The 19,065-nt window shown below is 51.3% G+C and carries 16 protein-coding genes; 5 read left to right on the forward strand and 11 right to left on the reverse strand.

Annotated features, from left to right (window positions below; translation table 11 throughout):
- Positions 1-35 precede the first annotated feature (35 nt).
- Complete coding sequence (locus R2103_RS03095) at positions 36-926, forward strand: recombination-associated protein RdgC (protein WP_317530072.1); 891 nt, start codon at positions 36-38, stop codon at positions 924-926.
- Positions 927-947: 21 nt separating this feature from the next.
- Here the strand turns inward: R2103_RS03095 and R2103_RS03100 are convergent, their stop codons facing one another.
- The 7 genes from R2103_RS03100 to R2103_RS03130 all read right to left on the reverse strand — a co-directional run bounded on the left by R2103_RS03100 (position 948) and on the right by R2103_RS03130 (position 9,155).
- Positions 948-1,646, reverse strand: coding sequence for a DUF6781 family protein (locus R2103_RS03100; RefSeq protein WP_317530073.1), 699 nt, complete (start codon positions 1,644-1,646; stop codon positions 948-950).
- Positions 1,647-1,688: 42 nt separating this feature from the next.
- A complete protein-coding gene (gene serS, locus R2103_RS03105; protein ID WP_317530074.1) occupies positions 1,689-3,005 on the reverse strand; it encodes a serine--tRNA ligase in 1,317 nt (438 codons plus the stop codon).
- A 36-nt stretch (positions 3,006-3,041) separates the two neighbouring features.
- Positions 3,042-4,376, reverse strand: a complete 1,335-nt coding sequence (locus R2103_RS03110) for a replication-associated recombination protein A (protein ID WP_317530075.1) — start codon at positions 4,374-4,376, stop codon at positions 3,042-3,044.
- Positions 4,354-4,980: an outer membrane lipoprotein chaperone LolA gene (gene lolA, locus R2103_RS03115; RefSeq protein WP_317530076.1), complete on the reverse strand. Its 627-nt coding sequence runs from the start codon at positions 4,978-4,980 to the stop codon at positions 4,354-4,356. Before lolA ends, R2103_RS03110 begins: the two co-directional genes overlap by 23 nt.
- A gap of 53 nt (positions 4,981-5,033) precedes the next feature.
- A complete protein-coding gene (locus R2103_RS03120) occupies positions 5,034-7,331 on the reverse strand; it encodes a DNA translocase FtsK (RefSeq protein ID WP_317530077.1) in 2,298 nt (765 codons plus the stop codon).
- A gap of 179 nt (positions 7,332-7,510) precedes the next feature.
- Positions 7,511-8,380, reverse strand: coding sequence for a GGDEF domain-containing protein (locus R2103_RS03125; protein ID WP_317530078.1), 870 nt, complete (start codon positions 8,378-8,380; stop codon positions 7,511-7,513).
- 283 nt (positions 8,381-8,663) lie between these two features.
- Positions 8,664-9,155: an RDD family protein gene (locus R2103_RS03130; RefSeq protein ID WP_317530079.1), complete on the reverse strand. Its 492-nt coding sequence runs from the start codon at positions 9,153-9,155 to the stop codon at positions 8,664-8,666.
- A 299-nt stretch (positions 9,156-9,454) separates the two neighbouring features.
- Here R2103_RS03130 and R2103_RS03135 point away from each other — a divergent pair, with 299 nt between their 5' ends.
- Genes R2103_RS03135 through R2103_RS03145 form a run of 3 tightly spaced genes read left to right on the forward strand, consistent with a single transcriptional unit; the run spans position 9,455 to position 11,349 of the window.
- Complete coding sequence (locus R2103_RS03135) at positions 9,455-10,162, forward strand: energy transducer TonB (protein WP_317530080.1); 708 nt, start codon at positions 9,455-9,457, stop codon at positions 10,160-10,162.
- A gap of 3 nt (positions 10,163-10,165) precedes the next feature.
- A complete protein-coding gene (locus tag R2103_RS03140; RefSeq protein ID WP_317530081.1) occupies positions 10,166-10,927 on the forward strand; it encodes a MotA/TolQ/ExbB proton channel family protein in 762 nt (253 codons plus the stop codon).
- 2 nt (positions 10,928-10,929) lie between these two features.
- The gene (locus R2103_RS03145; protein WP_132425422.1) at positions 10,930-11,349 is read left to right on the forward strand and encodes an ExbD/TolR family protein; all 420 of its coding nucleotides are present in this window, start codon (positions 10,930-10,932) and stop codon (positions 11,347-11,349) included.
- A 44-nt stretch (positions 11,350-11,393) separates the two neighbouring features.
- On the opposite strand, the gene R2103_RS03150 is transcribed toward R2103_RS03145, so the two are convergent.
- From R2103_RS03150 to R2103_RS03165, 4 genes are all read right to left on the reverse strand, one after another.
- The gene (locus R2103_RS03150) at positions 11,394-13,901 is read right to left on the reverse strand and encodes a cation-transporting P-type ATPase (RefSeq protein WP_317530082.1); all 2,508 of its coding nucleotides are present in this window, start codon (positions 13,899-13,901) and stop codon (positions 11,394-11,396) included.
- 201 nt (positions 13,902-14,102) lie between these two features.
- Complete coding sequence (locus R2103_RS03155) at positions 14,103-14,258, reverse strand: hypothetical protein (protein ID WP_317530083.1); 156 nt, start codon at positions 14,256-14,258, stop codon at positions 14,103-14,105.
- Between the two features lie 364 nt (positions 14,259-14,622).
- A complete protein-coding gene (locus R2103_RS03160; RefSeq protein ID WP_317530084.1) occupies positions 14,623-15,924 on the reverse strand; it encodes a deoxyribodipyrimidine photo-lyase in 1,302 nt (433 codons plus the stop codon).
- Between the two features lie 26 nt (positions 15,925-15,950).
- Positions 15,951-16,859, reverse strand: coding sequence for a TIGR01777 family oxidoreductase (locus R2103_RS03165; protein ID WP_317530085.1), 909 nt, complete (start codon positions 16,857-16,859; stop codon positions 15,951-15,953).
- A 404-nt stretch (positions 16,860-17,263) separates the two neighbouring features.
- Between R2103_RS03165 and R2103_RS03170 the strand changes: the two genes are divergently transcribed.
- On the forward strand, positions 17,264-19,030 hold the full coding sequence (locus tag R2103_RS03170) for a DUF262 domain-containing protein (protein WP_317530086.1): 1,767 nt from the start codon (positions 17,264-17,266) through the stop codon (positions 19,028-19,030).
- The last annotated feature ends 35 nt before the right edge of the window (positions 19,031-19,065 follow it).

The raw sequence follows: 19,065 nt of genomic DNA on the forward strand, positions 1-19,065 counted from the left end.
TACCCAACAGATCAATCGATTAACTGACAAAAACTATGTGGTTCAGAAATATACAAGCTTATCGTATTACCAGTGGAAATATAACCCCGGATAGCCTGGAAGAGGCGCTTTCCCAGCACGCGTTGCAGCCCTGCATGCAAATGGAATTGCAAAGCCGCGGCTGGCTGACGCCGCGTGACGAGCAGCCGAATTTTGTGCATGCCTATGGCCAGCATTGGTTGATTGCTTTCGGGGTGGAGAAAAAGCTATTGCCCGCTGGGGTGATCAACCAGCATGCGAAGAACCGTATCGTGCAGATCGAGCAGATGCAAGGTTACAAGGCGGGTAAGAAACAGGTGCGCGATATCAAGGAAGCGACCATCGTCGAGTTGCTGCCGCGTGCTTTTGCGCAGCGCCATAAAACCTACGCTTGGATCGATGCGCTGAATAACCGGTTGATTCTGGATACGTCCAGCAGCCATAAAGCCGAGGAATTCATCGAAGTGCTGGTGAAAACGGTGCCCGGAATTACGCTGGCGCCGCTGGAAACGAAGATCTCGCCGTCATCGGCGATGACGCGCTGGCTGACGGTCGATGGCGATTTGCCGTCGATTTTTACCGTCGACCGCGATTGCGAGCTGCAAGGGATGAGTGATGAGAAGGAAACTATCAAGTACTCCCATCATATTTTGGAAGCAGAAGAAACCGCGCGGCACATCCGCGCCGGGAAAAAGGCGATCAAACTCGCCATGACATGGGATAGCAAAATCTCGTTTGTGCTGCAGGACAACTTGCAACTGCGGCGCATTGCACCGCAGGATATTCTGAAGGAATCCACCGAGAGCGCAGAGGAATTATTCGTCAGCGATTTTACCATCATGACCGGCGAGCTGAGCCAGCTGATCACGGATGTCATTGATGCGCTCGGTGGTGAAGATCACAGCTAACGCGGCTCTCAGCGGGCCTGTTTAGTGTTTGCCGGTTTTGGTTTGATCCTTGATTCCCGACAGTACACCGCTGGCGGCTTTGCTGACAATATCAGCCGTCTTTTGTGCCAGACTGGCGCCGGTTTCCACTTGCACATTGCCAACCGAAGCGATCTGCTGCGCAAAAGTCGCTAAGGTTTCCTTCAGCTGCGAGCCTACGTTAGTGCCGGTATTTTTGGCATGGTGGCTCAGATCGAGCAGCACATCGGCAATCAGCCCTTGCGCTGCGGTGGCGGTGTGATGCAGCGTCTCCACGAACAAGCTTTCGAGGCTTTCCAGTTCGGAACGGGTGCGCGCCAATTCGGTATCGGAGAATCGCTTGGCCTGACCTGCGGCTTCTTCGACGGCCAGCTTGGAGGCTTCGGCAAATCTTGCCAGCGCAGAATCCAATCCGGCTACGGCATCGGTAATTTGTGACTTGGCCGCCTGGGTTTGATTGGCTGCTTGTTGCAATTGCTGCGCCGCGCCATCGTGTATCCCTTGCATCACGGCCGTGATGATGCGCCGCAACGATTCCGGATCGATGTTTTTCGCATTCATGGCTTTTAGCGTTAAGCGGTGCACCGTTTCCTGAATATGCGAACCGCTGGCGATGGCTTCACGCACTTCCGCTTCCAGTGCTTTGATATCGTTGTCGCTGCCCGGGGTGTTATTAGGCTCATGGGTATTTTCATTGTGCATGATGACGTGTCCTATAAGAAGGTGAAAAGATGAGGTCCGTTTTCATTGTCCTCTGCTACTTGCGAGTTGGTCAAGGCCATTCATGTAAGGGCGCAAAACTTCCGGGATAGTCACGCTGCCGTCGGCGTTCTGATAGTTTTCCAGCACCGCCACCAGCGTGCGCCCGACGGCCAGGCCGGAGCCATTCAACGTGTGCAGCAGCGCCGGTTTGCCGTTCTCGTTGCGGAAACGTGCTTGCATGCGCCGCGCCTGGAATGCTTCGCAATTGCTGCACGAAGAGATTTCGCGGTAGGTATTCTGCGCGGGCAGCCAGACTTCGATGTCGTAGGTTTTGGCCGCAGAGAAGCCCATATCGCCGGTACACAAGGCCATGACCCGGTACGGCAGCGCCAGCTTTTGCAGAATTTTTTCCGCGTGGCCGACCAGTTGCTCCAGCGCTTCGTACGATTGATCGGGGTGGACGATATGCACCAGCTCGACCTTATCGAACTGATGCTGACGGATCAGCCCACGCGTGTCGCGCCCGTAACTGCCCGCTTCGGAACGGAAGCAGGGCGTATGCGCCACGAATTTCAACGGCAGCGCTTGCAGCGGCACGATGTCATCGCGCACCATGTTGGTGATCGGGACTTCGGCGGTGGGAATGAGGTGGAAACTGGCGGCGGGCGCTTCACCGGGAGCATTTGCGCCACCGGCATGTACGGAAAACAAATCTTCCTCGAATTTGGGCAACTGTCCGGTGCCGCGCAAGCTATCGCGGTTGACCAGATAGGGCACATAGGTTTCGGTGTAGCCGTGTTCCTGCGTGTGCGTATCCAGCATGAATTGCGCCAAAGCGCGGTGCAAACGCGCCAGTCCGCCTTTCATCAGGCTGAAGCGCGCGCCGCTGAGTTTCGCGGCGGTTTCAAAATCCAGCAATCCCAAACCCTCACCGACACTGACGTGATCCTGGATGGCAAAGTCAAATGAACGCGGCTCGCCCCAGCGGCGGATTTGCACGTTGCCGGTTTCGTCTTTGCCTTCCGGTACACTGTCATGCGGCAGATTCGGTATTTCCAGCAAGATTTTCTGCAGCTGCTGCTGAATATGCTCCAAGTGATCTTCCGCTTGTTTCAAGGCATCGCCCAGATGGGCGACTTCGGCCATGATGGCAGAGACATCTTCCCCTTTGCTTTTGGCATGGCCGATTTTTTTCGACGCCGAATTACGCTGCGCTTGCAATTCCTGGGTTTCAGTCTGGACTTTTTTCCGTTCCGCTTCCAGGGCATTGAACGCTTCCACGGGAAAGGCGTAACCTCGTTTGGCCAGCTGCCGGGTGACAGTGTCCAGATCGGTGCGTAATTGTTGAATTTCTAACATGCAAAGACTCCAAAAATAATCGATAGAAACAGATGGCTATATTTTATGCTTGGCTTTCTCATCCAGGTTGCGCAAATAAGCCAGTTTTTCCCGGATTTTCTGCTCCAGGCCATAAGCGGTCGGCTGATAAAAACTGACTTCGGGCATATCTTCTGGAAAATAATTCTCTCCCGCGGCATAGGCTTCCGGGCAATCGTGCGCGTAGCGGTAGGCATCGCCGTAGCCGATATCCTTCATCAGCTTCGTCGGCGCATTGCGCAAATGCACCGGCACACGGCGCGATTTGTCGTGCGCAACCAATGAACGTGCTTTATTGTAAGCCAAATAGGCGGCGTTGCTTTTCGGTGCGCAGGCAAGATACAGCGCCGCTTGCGCCAACGCCAGCTCGCCTTCCGGACTGCCCAGCCGCTCGTAAGTCTCGCACGCATCCAGCGTCAAGCGCAGGGCGCGCGGATCGGCCAGGCCGATGTCTTCCGTGGCCATGCGGATCAACCGCCGTCCGATATACAGCGCATCGGCGCCGCCATCGAGCATGCGGCACAGCCAGTAAAGCGCCGCATCCGGCGAGGATCCGCGTACCGATTTGTGCAACGCGGATATCTGATCGTAAAACGCATCGCCGCCTTTATCGAAGTTGCGATTATTGCGCGACAAGGTATTAACGACCATATCCTTATCGATATGCATGATGGCTCCGGTTTCCGCCGCAGTATGGACTTGCTCGAGCAGATTCAACAGACGCCGGGCGTCGCCGTCGGCGAATTCGATCAACAGTTGTTGTGCTTCAGCGGAAAATTGCAAGTTACCGAGCGCCAGTTTTTGTGCACGCTCCAATAGCTGGGATAATTCCGCTTCCGACAAGGCGGTCAGCACATAAACCTGCGCCCGCGACAGTAACGCGTTATTGACTTCAAACGATGGATTCTCGGTGGTGGCGCCGACAAAGGTGATCAATCCTTGTTCGACATACGGCAGAAAAGCATCTTGCTGCGATTTGTTGAAACGATGCACTTCGTCGACAAACAGGATGGTATGCCGTCCGCTTTGCTGCAACGTCAATTCGGCTTGCTCGATGGCGGCGCGGATGTCCTTGATGCCGGATAGCACGGCGGATAGCGCGATAAATTCGCTGTTGAATTCGGTCGACATGATGCGCGCCAGCGTGGTTTTGCCGGTTCCCGGCGGACCCCACAAAATCATCGAATGCGGTTTGCCCGATTCAAACGCCAGCCGTAACGGTTTTCCGGCGCCGAGCAGATGGCTTTGCCCGATGATATCGTTCAGATGCTTGGGGCGTAATTGTTCCGCCAGCGGTACTTGAGGTTGATTCGGTGCGAACAGACCGGCTTCATTCACGGATGACGTCGGCATTTCCAGGCGGTGTGAATTGGAATAAATCGGCGGGTAGCGTTGGATTTTTGTCCAAATCGGAGAATGACAGAATGGTGGTCTGGCCGAAATTATCGCGTAATGCCATGATCTTGAGCACGCCATCTGGAGAAAAACCCATCTGGATGAACTCGAATGCGCTTTCCTTGCTTTTGGGAATGGCTTCGAGCCATTCCATCTCGTTTTGCACGCCCAGCTCAACCAGCTCAAAATTGTCTTCGATAGCGCTGCTGCCTGCCAACAGCGCAGCCGGGCTGCTGCCGATGGCGATATTGAAGGGCCGTTCGGTGACTTGATTCAGATCGCGATCATAAAACCATACCTTGCTGCCATCGCCAACGATCAATTGCTCGTAAGGTTTGTCATACGTCCAGCGGAATTTTTCCGGACGTTCAAATTGCATCGTGCCTTGCGATTCTTGTACCGTGCGCGCGCTTTTGTCGTACAGCGTTTGAGAGAAATTAGCGCGTACCGTGCGCGTTTGCTGGATGAAGCTTTTCAGGCTGTTGATGGCAGCTGCTTCAGCCCAGTGGGGTGTCAGACTGCTAACGAGCAGGAGAAAAACGAGACAGCTTGAGCGAGCCATAGTATTCCTAAGATGAAATGGGTGTATGAAGCGCATGACGGCAGGGACATTGTTCATTCGTTGCGTGCCGGAGCCAATACTTCCCGGTTGCCGTTGCTTTGCATGGATGAGACCAGACCGGCGCGTTCCATGTCTTCAATAAGACGGGCGGCGCGATTATAGCCGATGCGTAAATTCCTTTGTACCAGGGAAATCGATGCGCGGCGGGTTTTGACGACGATGGCGACCGCTTCATCATAAAGCGGATCGGCTTCGCCTTGCGGTTTTTTCAGTTCGGGCGAATCGCCGCTATCGTTTTCTTCATCACCGGCTTGCAGAATTTCCTCAATGTAATTGGGTTCGCCATGTTCTTTCAGATACTCAACCACTTTGTGGACTTCGTGGTCGGCGACAAAAGCGCCGTGTATGCGTTGCGGGTAGCCGCTGCCTGGCGGTAAATACAGCATATCGCCTTGGCCGAGCAGGGCTTCCGCACCCATTTGATCGAGAATGGTGCGCGAATCGATTTTGCTCGATACTTGAAAGGCAATGCGGGTCGGAATGTTGGCTTTGATCAGACCGGTAATCACATCGACCGACGGGCGTTGTGTCGCCAGCAGCAGATGGATGCCGGATGCGCGCGCTTTTTGCGCCAGCCGGGCGATTAAATGTTCGACTTTCTTACCGGCGACCATCATCAAATCGGCCAATTCGTCGATCACCACGACAATGAGCGGCAGCTCATCCAGATATTCCGGCTCTTCTCCCGGCGGCAACAGTGGGTTAACGACGGGTTCTTCGCTTTTAGCCGCGTCGCGTATTTTCTGATTGTAGCCGCTGAGATTACGCACACCCAATGCCGACATCAGCTTGTAACGCCGTTCCATTTCGCCCACGCACCAGCGCAGCGCGCTGGCGGCTTCGCGCATGTCGGTGACAACCGGTGTGAGCAGATGCGGGATGCCTTCGTATACCGACAATTCCAGCATTTTCGGATCGATCAGGATCAGGCGGGTTTGTTCCGGCGTGGTTTTATAAATCAAGCTGAGAATGACTGCGTTGATCGCGACCGATTTGCCCGATCCGGTGGTTCCGGCGACCAAGGCGTGCGGCATTTTGGCCAGATCGGATACGATCGGACGGCCGCTGATATCCTTACCCAGCGCGATGGTGAGCGGAGAAGGGGAGTCGGCGTAGACCTGCGAGCTGAGGATTTCCTGCAAGCGCACGATTTGCCGTTTCGGATTCGGGATTTCCAACCCCATGCTGGTTTTTCCCGGAATGGTTTCCACCACGCGGATACTGGCGACGGACAAAGCGCGCGCCAGATCCTTAATCAAGTTGATGACTTGATTGCCTTTGACGCCCACGGCGGGCTCGATTTCATAGCGGGTGATCACCGGTCCGGGGAAAGCGGCGACCACTTTGACATCGACGCCGAATTCCTTGAGTTTGCGTTCGATCAAACGGGAGGTGAATTCGAGGGTTTCTTTGGACAGTACCTCAAAATCTTTATCCGGCTCGTCCAGCAGATGCAAAGGCGGCAGCGGCGAATCGGGCAGGTCGGAAAACAGCGAAGGTTGTTTTTCTTTGATGATGCGCTGCGATTTGATAATTACCGTCGTGGGCGGTTCGATATGCAGTAATGGCGTGCTCTCTACGCGTTTTTTTTCGCTTTCGACGATTTTATCGCGCGTCCGTGCGGCAATGATACCGGCGAGTTTATCCTGCCGCGTTTCCCAAGTGTTTATTAGCAGGAGCAGCAGATTTTCGACACTTTCACCGATTTTTTCTACAAATCGCACCCAGGACAACCCGGTAAACTGACTGAAGCCGACAGCGATGAGGATCAACAAGGTCAGTGTCGCGCCGGTAAAACCGAGAATTTGCGACAGATAATGGCTGATGGCATTGCCCAGCATGCCGCCCGGCATCAGTGGCAGGGCAATATTGATGGAATAAAATCGCAGTGATTCCAGTCCACTGCTGGCGGCCAGTAGTAAGAGAAAACCGCCCAAGGTCAGGAACAAGGAGTGACGGTCAAAAATGCCGGCGCTATCGATGCGGCGGTAGCTCCAGGCAATTGCGGACAGAAAGAATGCCACCCACCACCATGCCGATGCGCCGAATAAATACAGCAGCAAATCGGCGAGCCAAGCACCGGCATGTCCACCAGCATTCTGGATTTGGTTGAAATCGCCGCTATGCGACCAACCGGCATCGCCACGGTCGTAACTGAAAAATATCAACACCAGATAAAGTGCCGCGCCCATGAGTATCAGCAGGCCGGATTCCCGCAATAACCGGGCTACTCTGGGTGAGAAGGAATGGCCGCTTGATTTCTTGGCCATCGGCTTGTTAATTAAACTCATGGGTATCTCAGAAACGAAAAATTTTGTCTGGCGGATACGCTGAATTATATAAGAGAATATGCAGTAATTTCTTTAATGCAGCAGTAAATGCATTTAGTTACTGTATTAACAGCGGGTATTGATGTGTGGCAAGTCGTATTCAGCGATCTCAAACGGGCAAAAAGCGCACGCTAAGAAGCTTAAACGGTGTCTGTCGATCTTGAACGCGATAAAATCGCAGGAACCGTCGATTTATCTTTATTGACGATCTGCGGCAGCGTGGAAACCTGGTTTCCGCCGTTTCGTTTCGCGACAAAGAGTGCATCTTCGGCACGTTTACACAATTTTAACTTGTTATCGGTTTCATCCAGCATGGCAATGCCGATGCTGACCATGATTTTATTTTCAGTGTTTTTATCCATTTTGGTAGAAACTTTTTTGCGCACCGATTCGCATACTTTTTTCGCTTCGCATAGATCCGTTTCCGGAAATAAAATAGCAAATACATTGATATCAATGCGATAAAACAGATCGGTGATTCTGATATTGGTTTTAATCTCGTGAGAAATTTGTTTTATCGAATCATTCTTGTTTTTGTAATCATAGTCATCGCTAAATAGCTTAAGCAGATCGAGATCGATAATGGCGATGGAGAAGCTCCGGTGATACCGTCTTGAACGCAAGATTTCCGTATCCAGCTCGGATTCAAAAGCCTGTCTGTTTTTATAGCCAGTGATTGGATCAATCAACACCTGGGTCAGCAAGGTTGACATGTCGATATTCGTTTTTTTGATCTTGATGACCATCAATGCGGAGCAAATAATCAATAACAAAGTCAGTCCGCGATTAAATACCACGACATTCATCGGCATTACAATGCCGGGAGATAGATAAAAGCCAACGATGGTAAGAATAAGCGTCATTGCGGTAATGCAATAGGTAAACCGGATTCCGCTCACCCAGAGGCTGGAAAATACCACCAGCACATACGGTACCGCAGCAGCAACTCCTAATGGAGTATTTAAGTCAACGACAAAAATGCACAGCATTAAGGCTATGACAATGAACATGTTTGCCTGGATTGCACATTCTCTGAATAGGACTTTCAAAGCAGCGGCTGCTGAGATAATTTGGCTACGCATTGGCTATATAGTAATTTGTAAAAAAGTCGGGTTGCTTATTTTTACGGATTCCGGAAATTAAACTTTATGAACAGATAAGCGCATAACTAAATTGATAACAATCAATTTATTATACATTCTTTTAAAAATTAGATTGTAAATTTTGCATGTAAATTTATGCTAACAAATGAAAATTTATCATTGGCTTGCCAGTGGTGATCCGGTCCGGCAATTACTCCTCTAAACGGATAATACGCGTTCCGGCTAACCGGTCATGCAGATACTGGCGATCGCGATCGAATAATGCCCAAATGAATCCGGAGCCAAAAATAAGAATGCTGATCAGTACGAGCTGATAGTAAGAAATAAAATTAATGGGAAAAACCCAATCGATAACGACAAAAATGAATATGCCCGCTAAGGAAAATAAGTACCGGGCAATGGCTTGTTTTTTTGTCAGGCCGTGGCCATCCGCGGTGACAAGCCGCATCTTCCAGGTTTGCATCGCGAGCGTTTGTCCGCCATGGGTCCAGAACCAGGTAAAGTAGTATCCCATGATGGCAAACAGATAGCATTGAAAAAGCGGTTTGAAATAAGCGGCTTGGGTGTCGGCGAAAATAAAATGAAAAATGAAACTGGCGATAAATAAAACAGCCAATATCAAAAGAAAATCATAAATCAGGCAGACGATGCGGCGCCAGAAACTAGGTGTGGAATAGGTCATGTTAATTGTTGTAAATGAAAGTGATGAAACTATCTGTGCGATGACTGCAAATGAATCGCCCGGAATCGATCACATTGTATGTTGAAATGGAATTTAATATAAGCTTTGGTTATTGATAATTATTATCGTTTTCGTTAAAATGTTTATTTGACTGGCTTAATCTGAATCAATGCGCGTTTAATTGCAGTGTAGCGTAGTTCTCAGGGATTGTTGCCGGTGAGTCAAAAATCAAAATCAGCGGTATCCGGCGTATTTTAGATCAAGTAAATAAGAAGTTTGTCTGATTTGTCTATTCTGTAATGCATTCACTATCCCGGAAAAATATTGACTATTTAGGGCGGCAGCAGCGCCTTATTTCATTACCTGGGCTGTTGTTTGTACTCGTTGTTCATGCTGCGTTATTTTATTTTTTGTGGCATCAGCGCTTGATTCCACAGCCGGAACAGGCACTGACATTGTTTGCCGAATTGATTACACCGCCCGCGCCGGTTACGCCGCCAAAAGCATCGCCTGAACCGGCGCCGGTTAAACTCCAGCCGGTAAAAAAGCCGGTGGTCAAACCAAAACAGGAACAGCTGGTAGCGAAATCCCCGAAAGTCTCCGAAAAGAAACAAGCCGAACCGGCGCCGAAACCGGTGCAGGAGCCGGTGACCGAGCAAGTGAAAGCAGCGCCGCCCGTGGCTGAAGCGCCGCCCAAGCAAATGCCAACAGCACCGGTGGCTCTATCTTCGGAATTGTCGGTATCCTGTCCCAAATTAACGCCCCCCGAATATCCCGCAATTTCCCGGCGCATGGGGGAAGAAGGGAAACTGGTGCTGCGTGTGGAATTGGATGAAAACGGGCATATCGATAATGCCAAAGTGCTTAACAGCAGCGGCTATGAACGGCTTGACGCTGCCGCGTTGAGCGCTGTGAAGAGCTGGCAATGCAATCCGTCGCTGCGTGACGGCCAGCCGGTGCGGGCTGTTGCCTTACAACCCTTTAATTTTGTACTGCAAGGAAATTAATTCATGGAACAAGGGCTTGGTTTTTCTCATTTTCTCGATCAGATTGACGGCGTAGGCATGAGCGTGCTGGTGTTGCTGCTGTCGCTCTCGGTGGCGAGCTGGTATCTGATCATCACCAAAAGTATCGCCAATTTGATGGCAAAACGCCGTGCCGAGGCATTTTTAAAACACTTCTGGAGTTTCGATTCGTTGGAGGCGGTGCATGTCGAATTCAGAAATGCCGCGCCGGATAACGCCTTTGCGGAGCTTGCCAAACTGGGCATTGACGCGGCGGCTGATTCCAAAATCCACAGTTCGCACAAATTGGCTGCCGCGGGTGGAACCAGCGAGTTTCTGACACGGACCTTGCGCAACGGTATCGATCAGGAAGCGACGCGGGTTGAAAACGGCCTCACGTTAATCGCAACAGCCGGTTCGGCCGCGCCTTATATCGGTTTGTTTGGAACCGTCTGGGGTATTTATCACGCGTTGATTCAGATCGGACTTTCCGGTCAAGGCACCTTGGACAAAGTGGCCGGTCCGGTCGGCGAAGCGTTGATCATGACCGCGCTGGGGCTGGCAGTGGCCATCCCGGCGGTGCTGGCTTATAACGCTTTTGTCCGCCGTAACCGTATCTGGCTCGCGCGCTTGGAAGCTTTTGCGCATGATCTGTTCATACTGATCACCGTCGGCGATAACAATGAACCGCCGGAAGCCGCATCGCAATCGGCAGTTACGGCTGCAGTTCCCGGAACTGCCGATATCGCGATTGAAAGGGGGCAATAAGAATGGCGTTCGGAAGCATGCAGGATAGCGGGCGCCAGGCGCCCATGTCGGAAATCAATGTGGTGCCGCTGGTGGATGTCATGCTGGTGCTATTGATCATTTTCATCATCACGGCTCCGCTGCTGACGCATTCCGTCAAAATCGATCTGCCGAAAGCGGAAAGCAATCCCAATATTACCCAGCCTGAACATGTCGAGCTGGCGATTCGCGCGGATGGCAGTCTTTTCTGGAACGGTGAGCCGGTGTTGCAGGAACAGCTGGCGCCGCGCTTTGCCGCAAAAGTAGCGCAGGCACCCAATACCGAATTGCATATTCGCGCCGATAAGCTGGCGCATTACGAACATGTCGCCCGGCTCATGAGTATTGCCGCCAAGTCTGGTTTGACAAAAATCGGTTTTATTACCGATCCGTCCGAGCAGTAAAAGCAGTTCAAGGCCGATGATGCAGATCTGCATCACCGGTTAAGTTAATCGCTGCGTTGTTGGGAGGGTGTTTTTTGCTTTTGAAAGATACTCAATCCATCGGCGCGACTCAGTAACGTCAACGCCGCAGCGATCATTCCGCTGGCAATGGCCAATAGCCAGTCGTCAACATGCAGCGGTGCGAGGTGCAGAAATCCGGCCAGCGCAGGGATCTGCACCAGCAAGAGTGACAATCCAATGGTGCTGCTGACGATGTACCACGCAGCACGTGAATGCATACGGCTCAGCACGGCAGTGATTCCCACGCTGGCGGCGATCAAGGTCACCAATGCCATCGCACGGGCATGATCGACATCGTATCCAGCCCCCAGGCTGCGGATGTAAGCCAGCGTCACGATCACAGTTATGGTTAATCCCGCCAATCCCATCACGAACCACTGCCAACTGCTGAAAAAGCGCAATTGCTTTGAGGGCGGCTGGTACACCAATTTTTTGTTGCCGGCTATCTCCTGAAATACCAGCATTGCAGTGGGATGAATGATGAGTTCCAGCCAGACGATATGAATGGGCAAATATAGCATCGGGTATCCAGCCAGCGGAATGAGCGCGGCGGTGAGCACGAGCGGTAAATGAATCATCAGCAGATATTGGAAGCTCAGCTGCAGGTTGGTGAATAATTGCCGCCCTTCGGCGATGGCTTGCACGATACTGTGGAAATTGTCGTCAAGTAACACGATCGCGGCGACTTCGCGTGCGCTGCGGGTGCCGCGTTGTCCCATCGCGATACCGATGTCGGCCGCTTGCAGGGCAGGCACATCGTTAATGCCATCGCCCGTGACGGCGACGATTTCTCCGCTGTTTTGCAGCGTTTGCACCAGTAGCAATTTTTGTGCGGGCACGGCGCGTGCGATCACATCGATGTTGCGCAGAACATCCGATTCACCGCGCGCCAACTGGGTTTGGATTTCATCCGCGGTTACCACCTGCGGTGTGGCTCCACCTAAACCGATTTCTCTGGCGATTGCGCGCGCAGTGGCGGGATGATCCCCGGTTATCATGATGATGCGGATCTGTGCATCGCGGCATAAGCGTACTGCTTCGGACACGCCTTCGCGTACCGGATCCTCGAATGCCAGTACACCGGCGAAAATGAAATCGCGGTCCGGTTCGCCGCCATGCCAGCTCGCGCCATCGATTGTCTGCCAGGCGCAGGCGATTACTTTGTGGCCGCTGCCGGCCAGCTCATCGACGCGTTGTTGCCAGCCGGTAAGTGCCGTTTCATCAAGCTTGCAGCGCGCCAGCACAATTTCCGGAGCACCCTTGACTACGGCGAGCAGCGCATCGTTGGAGCGGATGATGGCGGCTTCGCATTTGCGGTCTTCGGTAAATGGAAAACTGTCAACCACTGCGGCATGCAACGGTGTTGCCAGCGCATTGAGAATAGCCAGATCCACCGGATCGCTGGTTTCGTGGCGCGAGGCCATTGCGGCGATTTCCAGCAAGCGCGCTTCGTTGAAACCTTGTGCCGGGTAACGGTGCGATAACAGTAAGCGGCCTTCCGTCAGTGTGCCGGTTTTATCGGAGCAGATACAGGATACGCGGCCAATGTTTTCCACTACGACAGCGCGTCGTACCAGGGCTTGCCGCTTGGCTAAGCGGTACACGCCAACGCCGAGGAAAAAGGTCAGAACAACCGGAAATTCTTCCGGCAATGCAGCCACTGCAAGCGTTACCGCACTCAGCAGCGCATCCACTAAACCGTGCCCTTGCTCCCAGCGCACCCACGCTAAGCCCAAACAGATGACAGCGGCTGCAGCCAGCAGTATTGCGACGAGGTTGCTGACGGCACTTTGCAGCGGTGTGCGGGCATGCGTGCCGAGCATCGCCGAATGCACGATTTCACCATAGAGGGTTTCCACGCCGGTGAAAACAATACGCAAGCGGACGTTTCCCTTTAACAGGCGCGTACCGGCAAATAGCCAGGATTCACTGGCGATGTGCGCGGCGTGTTCCTGATGTGGCAAAGCGGCGACGGCGATTTTACGTACTGGGAAGGCTTCTCCCGTCAGTAACGATTCATCGCATAATACATCGTCGGCATATTCGATCAGTCCATCGGCAGGGCATGATTCGCCCGTGCCAAGCAGCACCAAATCGCCGGGAACCAGTTCCGCCGCAGCGATCCGCCGCTGCTGACCGTCGCGTATCACGGTGGTTTGCGCCGCCAGGCAGCTGCTCAGACCGGCTACGGAAGCTTGCGTGCGCCGGTGCAGATAAGCATCCATACCGAGAAAAGGAATCAGCGCCACCAGCAGAATCAAGGCTTCGGCTAATTCTCCGACAATCAAAAACAATGCGCTGGTGCCGAGCAGGAACCACAACATCGGATCTTGCAGGGTATTACGTAGAATATCCCGCCAGCCGGACGGCGGTATTTCAACGATGCGATTATCGCCATATTGCTGCTGGAGAATTTTTATTTGTGCGGAATCAAGCCCATCTTGCAATGAGCCGGGAATATTCAGACGATCCGGGGGCGCGTAGCGCAGCATCTTAAATGTTGATTCGGGTTGGCCTGAAACAGTATGGGTAAGCTACATCAAAGCAATTATTGTGAACGATAACCGCGCTGACTGATGTGACTGTTACGAAAAGATTGGAGCTGTGGTGATGAGAATTGCTTCTCTGCATAATCCGCAATAAAAAACGGCTCCTCATAACTGCTAGGAGCCGTTTGATAATCGCTCAACCGATTATTTTTTACCGGCGTCGGCACCCAGTCTTTCGCCTGACTCAGGATCTTTATATAAGCTTGGCGGTTTGTTATAGGGTTTTGGCTCGCCACATCCAGCAAGTATGGCTGTGGCTGTAAATGCGAAAAAGACGATAGCTAAGAGTGAGTATTTCATGAAAATCTCCTTTGTTATTAAAATCAAAAATTGTTTATCAACAAATTTAATGTCACGTTGGAACTTAATCAGCTACAAGTCATATCCGGAATCTAATTCAGCATTAAACTATCTTTCGCAGAAAAAGACCTTTTTAGAAGATCAAATGATTGTGCAACCTAAGAATCTTCTAAACAAGATATGGTTTCATCACGAATAAGAAAATTACTTATTCCTAGTAAGGATAACACTAAAAAAAAAAGTATGGAATATATTACCAACTCTGCCAGCCTGGAAAATCAACCGTGGGCATAACGAATCAGTAAGTCGGTTTGCAGCCAAAAGCAATAATTCAGGAAAAAAACCGGAAAGTTATGCCGTTCAGCTACCCTACGGCTCGTTGGTACGCTTGCAAGCAGCGTTCGCGCGCGAACGTGTGATCAACGATCGGTGCAGGATAATTTAAGGTATGCCAATCGCTCACCCAAGTTTGAATATACGCGAACTGTTTGTCGAATTTTTCCGTTTGCGCGCTCGGATTAAAAATCCTGAAGTAGGGCGCGGCATCAACCCCGCAACCTGCTACCCACTGCCAGTTGCCGACATTGCTCGCCATTTCATAGTCCAGCAATTTTTGCGCGAAATACGCCTCGCCCCAGCGCCAGTCGATGAGCAGGTGTTTGCATAAGAAACTGGCGGTAATCATTCTCACGCGATTGTGCATGGTGCCGGTTGCATTGAGTTCGCGCATACCGGCATCGACCAGCGGATAACCGGTGGTTCCTTCGCACCAGCGCTGGAATTCCGCCGCATCGTTGCGCCATTGAATACGATCGTACTGCGGCTTGAAGCTGCGTTGTGGCGTATGCGGAAAATGCCACAGAATCTGACTGAAAAACTCACGCCAGATCAATTCATTGCAGAAAATATCGCTACGGCTGAATGCATGCTGGAATATTTGCCGGATGCTGACCGTGCCGAAGCGCAGGTGCGGCCCCAGCAACGATGTGGCAGCTAGCGCCGGAAAATCGCGGTCGCGCGCGTAGTGCTGCAACATGTCGTGCTCCAACCGGTAAGCAGGGATGGCCATGGCCGAGCGGGTAAAACCGATATCCGCTAATGACACGTCCGGCAGTGCTACATGTTTGATCAAATTGACCAATTTGGCCGTGGTCGCGTAAGGTGTCAACATCGTCTGGCTGTGCACCTTTCTCCATTTGCGCATGTATGGGGTGTATACCGTATACGCGCCGCCGCCATCCTTGCTGATCTCGTCTTTTTCAAACAGCACATGGTCTTTGTAGGTGCGAAACGCTACCCGCTGTGCTTCCAGCCATTGGCGCACAGCCTCGTCCCGTTCACGGGCGTACGGCTCGTAGTCATGGTTGGTGTAAACCGCGGCAACCGGATATGAACGCAGAATTTGCGCGAAAACTTCCAGTGGTTTGCCGTGATAGAGCGCGAGCGAACTGGCATGCTTTACTTCAAGCTCGGTACGCAAAGCTTGCACAGTGTCGTGAATGAACGTGACGCGGGCATCGTCCTGCGGTAATCCGGCCAGAATGGCCGGGTCGAAAATGAAAATGGGTAAAACCGGGCGTCCCGATGCCAGAGCATGCGAAAGTCCGGCGTTATCGTCCAGACGCAAATCGCGCCGGAACCAAAAAACTGCAAGCGGGGTTGTCATGGTATTGTTCTGCCGGACCGGAAAATTCAGTGATGGTTAAATAAATCCGCCAATGCCGCCGGTAAATGATCGAATTTGAATTGAAAGCCGTATTCTCCCAGCAATCTTTTGGGCGCGATGTGATAACTGTTCAAAGCCAGCGCGGCAGCTTCGCCTAATGCCAGTTTCAGGATAAATGCCGGGGTAGGGAAGAATGCGGGCCGGTGCAATACGTCTCCAAACGCCGTTGCAAACTCACGGTAGCGCACCGGATGCGGTGACACGGCATTGACCGGGCCCCGGTAGCGGGTATCCAGTGCAGCATTGCAGTAGATCGAAACAATATCATCGAGATGTACCCACGGCAACCACTGCTGGCCGTTGCCAACCGGTCCGCCCAAGCCCAATTTGAAAACCGGCAGCAATTTTTTCAGCATGCCGCCATGACTGAGTACCACGCCGGTGCGAATGCTGACCCGGCGTACGCCCCTGCTTTCGATTCTTGCCGCTTCCTGTTCCCAATCGTGGCAAATGGTCTGCATAAAACTGAGCTGCTCAGGAACGGTATACGATTCATCATAGAGATCATCGCCAACACCCGGATAAATGCCGATGGCGGAGCCGCAGACAAAGGCCTGCAAACTATCCGGCGCAGCCGCGACCAATTTTCTCGTGCTGAGGATGCGCGAGGCATAAATCTCATGTTTGCGTGCTTTTGTCCAACGGCCTTCACCCAGATTCTCACCCATCAGATTGATGATGATCTGGCAATCGTGCAGCGCTTCGGCGGGTACATCTTGCGTCGCATAATCCCACTCAAATGCGGGCACATTCAGCAGTTCGCTTGCCTTGCTGCTGTTGCGGCTCAGTACCGTTATGGTGTGTTGATCCTGCTGTAAACGCTGTACCAAATGGCGGCCGATAAACCCGGTTGCGCCGGTGATCAATATGTTCATTGTGCCATGCTCATGGGCAGATTAAAGATGAGCTCAGGATACACTCATTCCGGGGTTTTTTCAGTCCGCCGGTGCATTGAAACTGGTGGAAGGTTCTTACAATTAAAACAACTTTTGTCTGGAGTATCTGAGTGAGATGGCAAGGTATGCGGAGATGCTGTATGACCATAGTTCATTGGTTTTACAAGAGATATTGTTTGGCATGATATCAATTGCAAGTAATTTTTATAGTGATGATTGGCGTGATTAGACGGGTTTGCAAGGCTTAGAAGTGTGTCAGTTAACTTTCAACTGCATTTAAAAGAGGCTGTGATGTTGAAAAAAACAATCGGGTGAAATTGATAGTGAACCATCGCAACTCATCAGATATTATTAATGCTGGTAGTCTAAAACCCGGAAAATATATGAGCGAACTCAAAACATGTTTTAAACGCGTTGATTACGACCTTGCAGGTTTATTGCATTACATAGACATAGGCGACATCGGTTTGCCAGACATCCAGCGTCCTTTTGTATGGTCCAATGCTAAAGTCCGTGATTTATTTGACTCGATGTATAGAGGTTTTCCAGTTGGCTATTTGCTGTTTTGGGCAAACCAAGCAGTGCAAGGTGTTAAGCAGATTGGCACGGGTGATAAAGCGCACCATGTACCGTCATTGCTTATTGTGGATGGCCAGCAACGTCTTACCTCGCTTTATGCGGTATTTCGTGGCAAAACGGTACTCGATGAAGATTACCAGGAACGGCGGATTGAAGTAGCTTTCCGTCCGCGTGATAGTAAATTTGATGTTGCTGATGCCGCCATTCGTCGCGATCCAGAGTGGATTGCAAATATTTCTGAAATCTGGTCATCAGGAAAATCGAGCAGGAAGCTGGTCAATGATTTTATTCATCGGCTATCCGAAAAAGCCCCCCTGACCGAAGACGAAGAAGAGGCAATATCACATAATCTTGACCGCTTGTTTGATTTGCAAAAGTTTCCTTTTACAGCTTTGGAAATAGCTCCATCTGTGGATGAAGAGCAAGTCGCAGATATTTTTGTGCGCATCAATAGTGAAGGTGTGAAGCTAAAACAGGCAGACTTTATTCTGACATTGTTATCTGTTTTCTGGGATGAAGGACGCAAGGCACTTGAAGATTTTTGTCGCCAATCTCGCAAAGTGCCAAGTCAAGGTAGCGGAGCTTCGCCGTTCAACTATTTTATACAGCCAGACCCAGATCAATTGCTCAGGGTATCTGTCGCTCTTGGCTTCGGGCGTGGGCGGCTAAAGAGTGTTTATCAGGTGTTACGTGGTAAGAACATGGATACCGGCGAGTTTTCAGCCGAAAGACGCGAATCTCAGTTCAAAGTGTTACAAGCGGCGCAAACGGAAGTATTGAATGTAACGAGCTGGCATCAGTTTCTCAGCAGTCTTGTGGGTGCCGGTTTTCGTGGCGGAGAAATGATCTCTTCGCAAAGTGCGCTGCTCTACGCTTATGCTTTTTACTTGATAGGTAGAAATCGTTTTAATGTTGTCGAACATGTATTGCAACGTCTAATTGGTCGCTGGTTTTTCTTCAGCGCTCTGACCGGGCGATATAGTAGTTCGCCAGAAACAGTAATGGATGGTGACTTGAACCGTGTGCTTGTAGTGACGAATGGTGATCTTTTCACCAAGATGCTGGAAGATATTATGGCTTCGGAGCTGACAAATGATTTCTGGGGAATAACGCTGCCCGCTAATTTGGAAAGTTCATCAGCTAGGAACCCTGAATTGTTTGCCTATATCGCTGCTCAAAACAAACTGTCTGCACCTGTTCTTTTCTCGCATAAAAAAGTGCCGGAGTTGCTTGATCCATCGTTAAAGTCAAATAAAAAGCCATTAGAGCGTCATCATCTTTTTCCGAAAGCTTGGCTTGCAGGGCAAGGTATCGATGATCTGAAAATTATCAATCAGCAGGCTAATTTCGCCCTCATTGAATGGCCGGACAATATAGACATAAGCGATACAGCTCCAGCAGAGTATGTACCGAAAATTCGATCCCGTTTCACTGATGAAGCATGGAAGTCGATGCACGAGTATCATGCACTACCGAAGGATTGGGAGACTTTGTCGTATCAGGATTTCCTTCAACAACGGCGGAAACTCATGGCTGCGATTATTCGATGTGGTTTTGATTCACTGAAATAATCATTACGAGCAAAAAGAAGGCAGCTATAGAATTG

The sequence above is a fragment of the Nitrosomonas sp. Is24 genome (genome assembly GCF_033063335.1).
GTDB lineage: Bacteria > Pseudomonadota > Gammaproteobacteria > Burkholderiales > Nitrosomonadaceae > Nitrosomonas.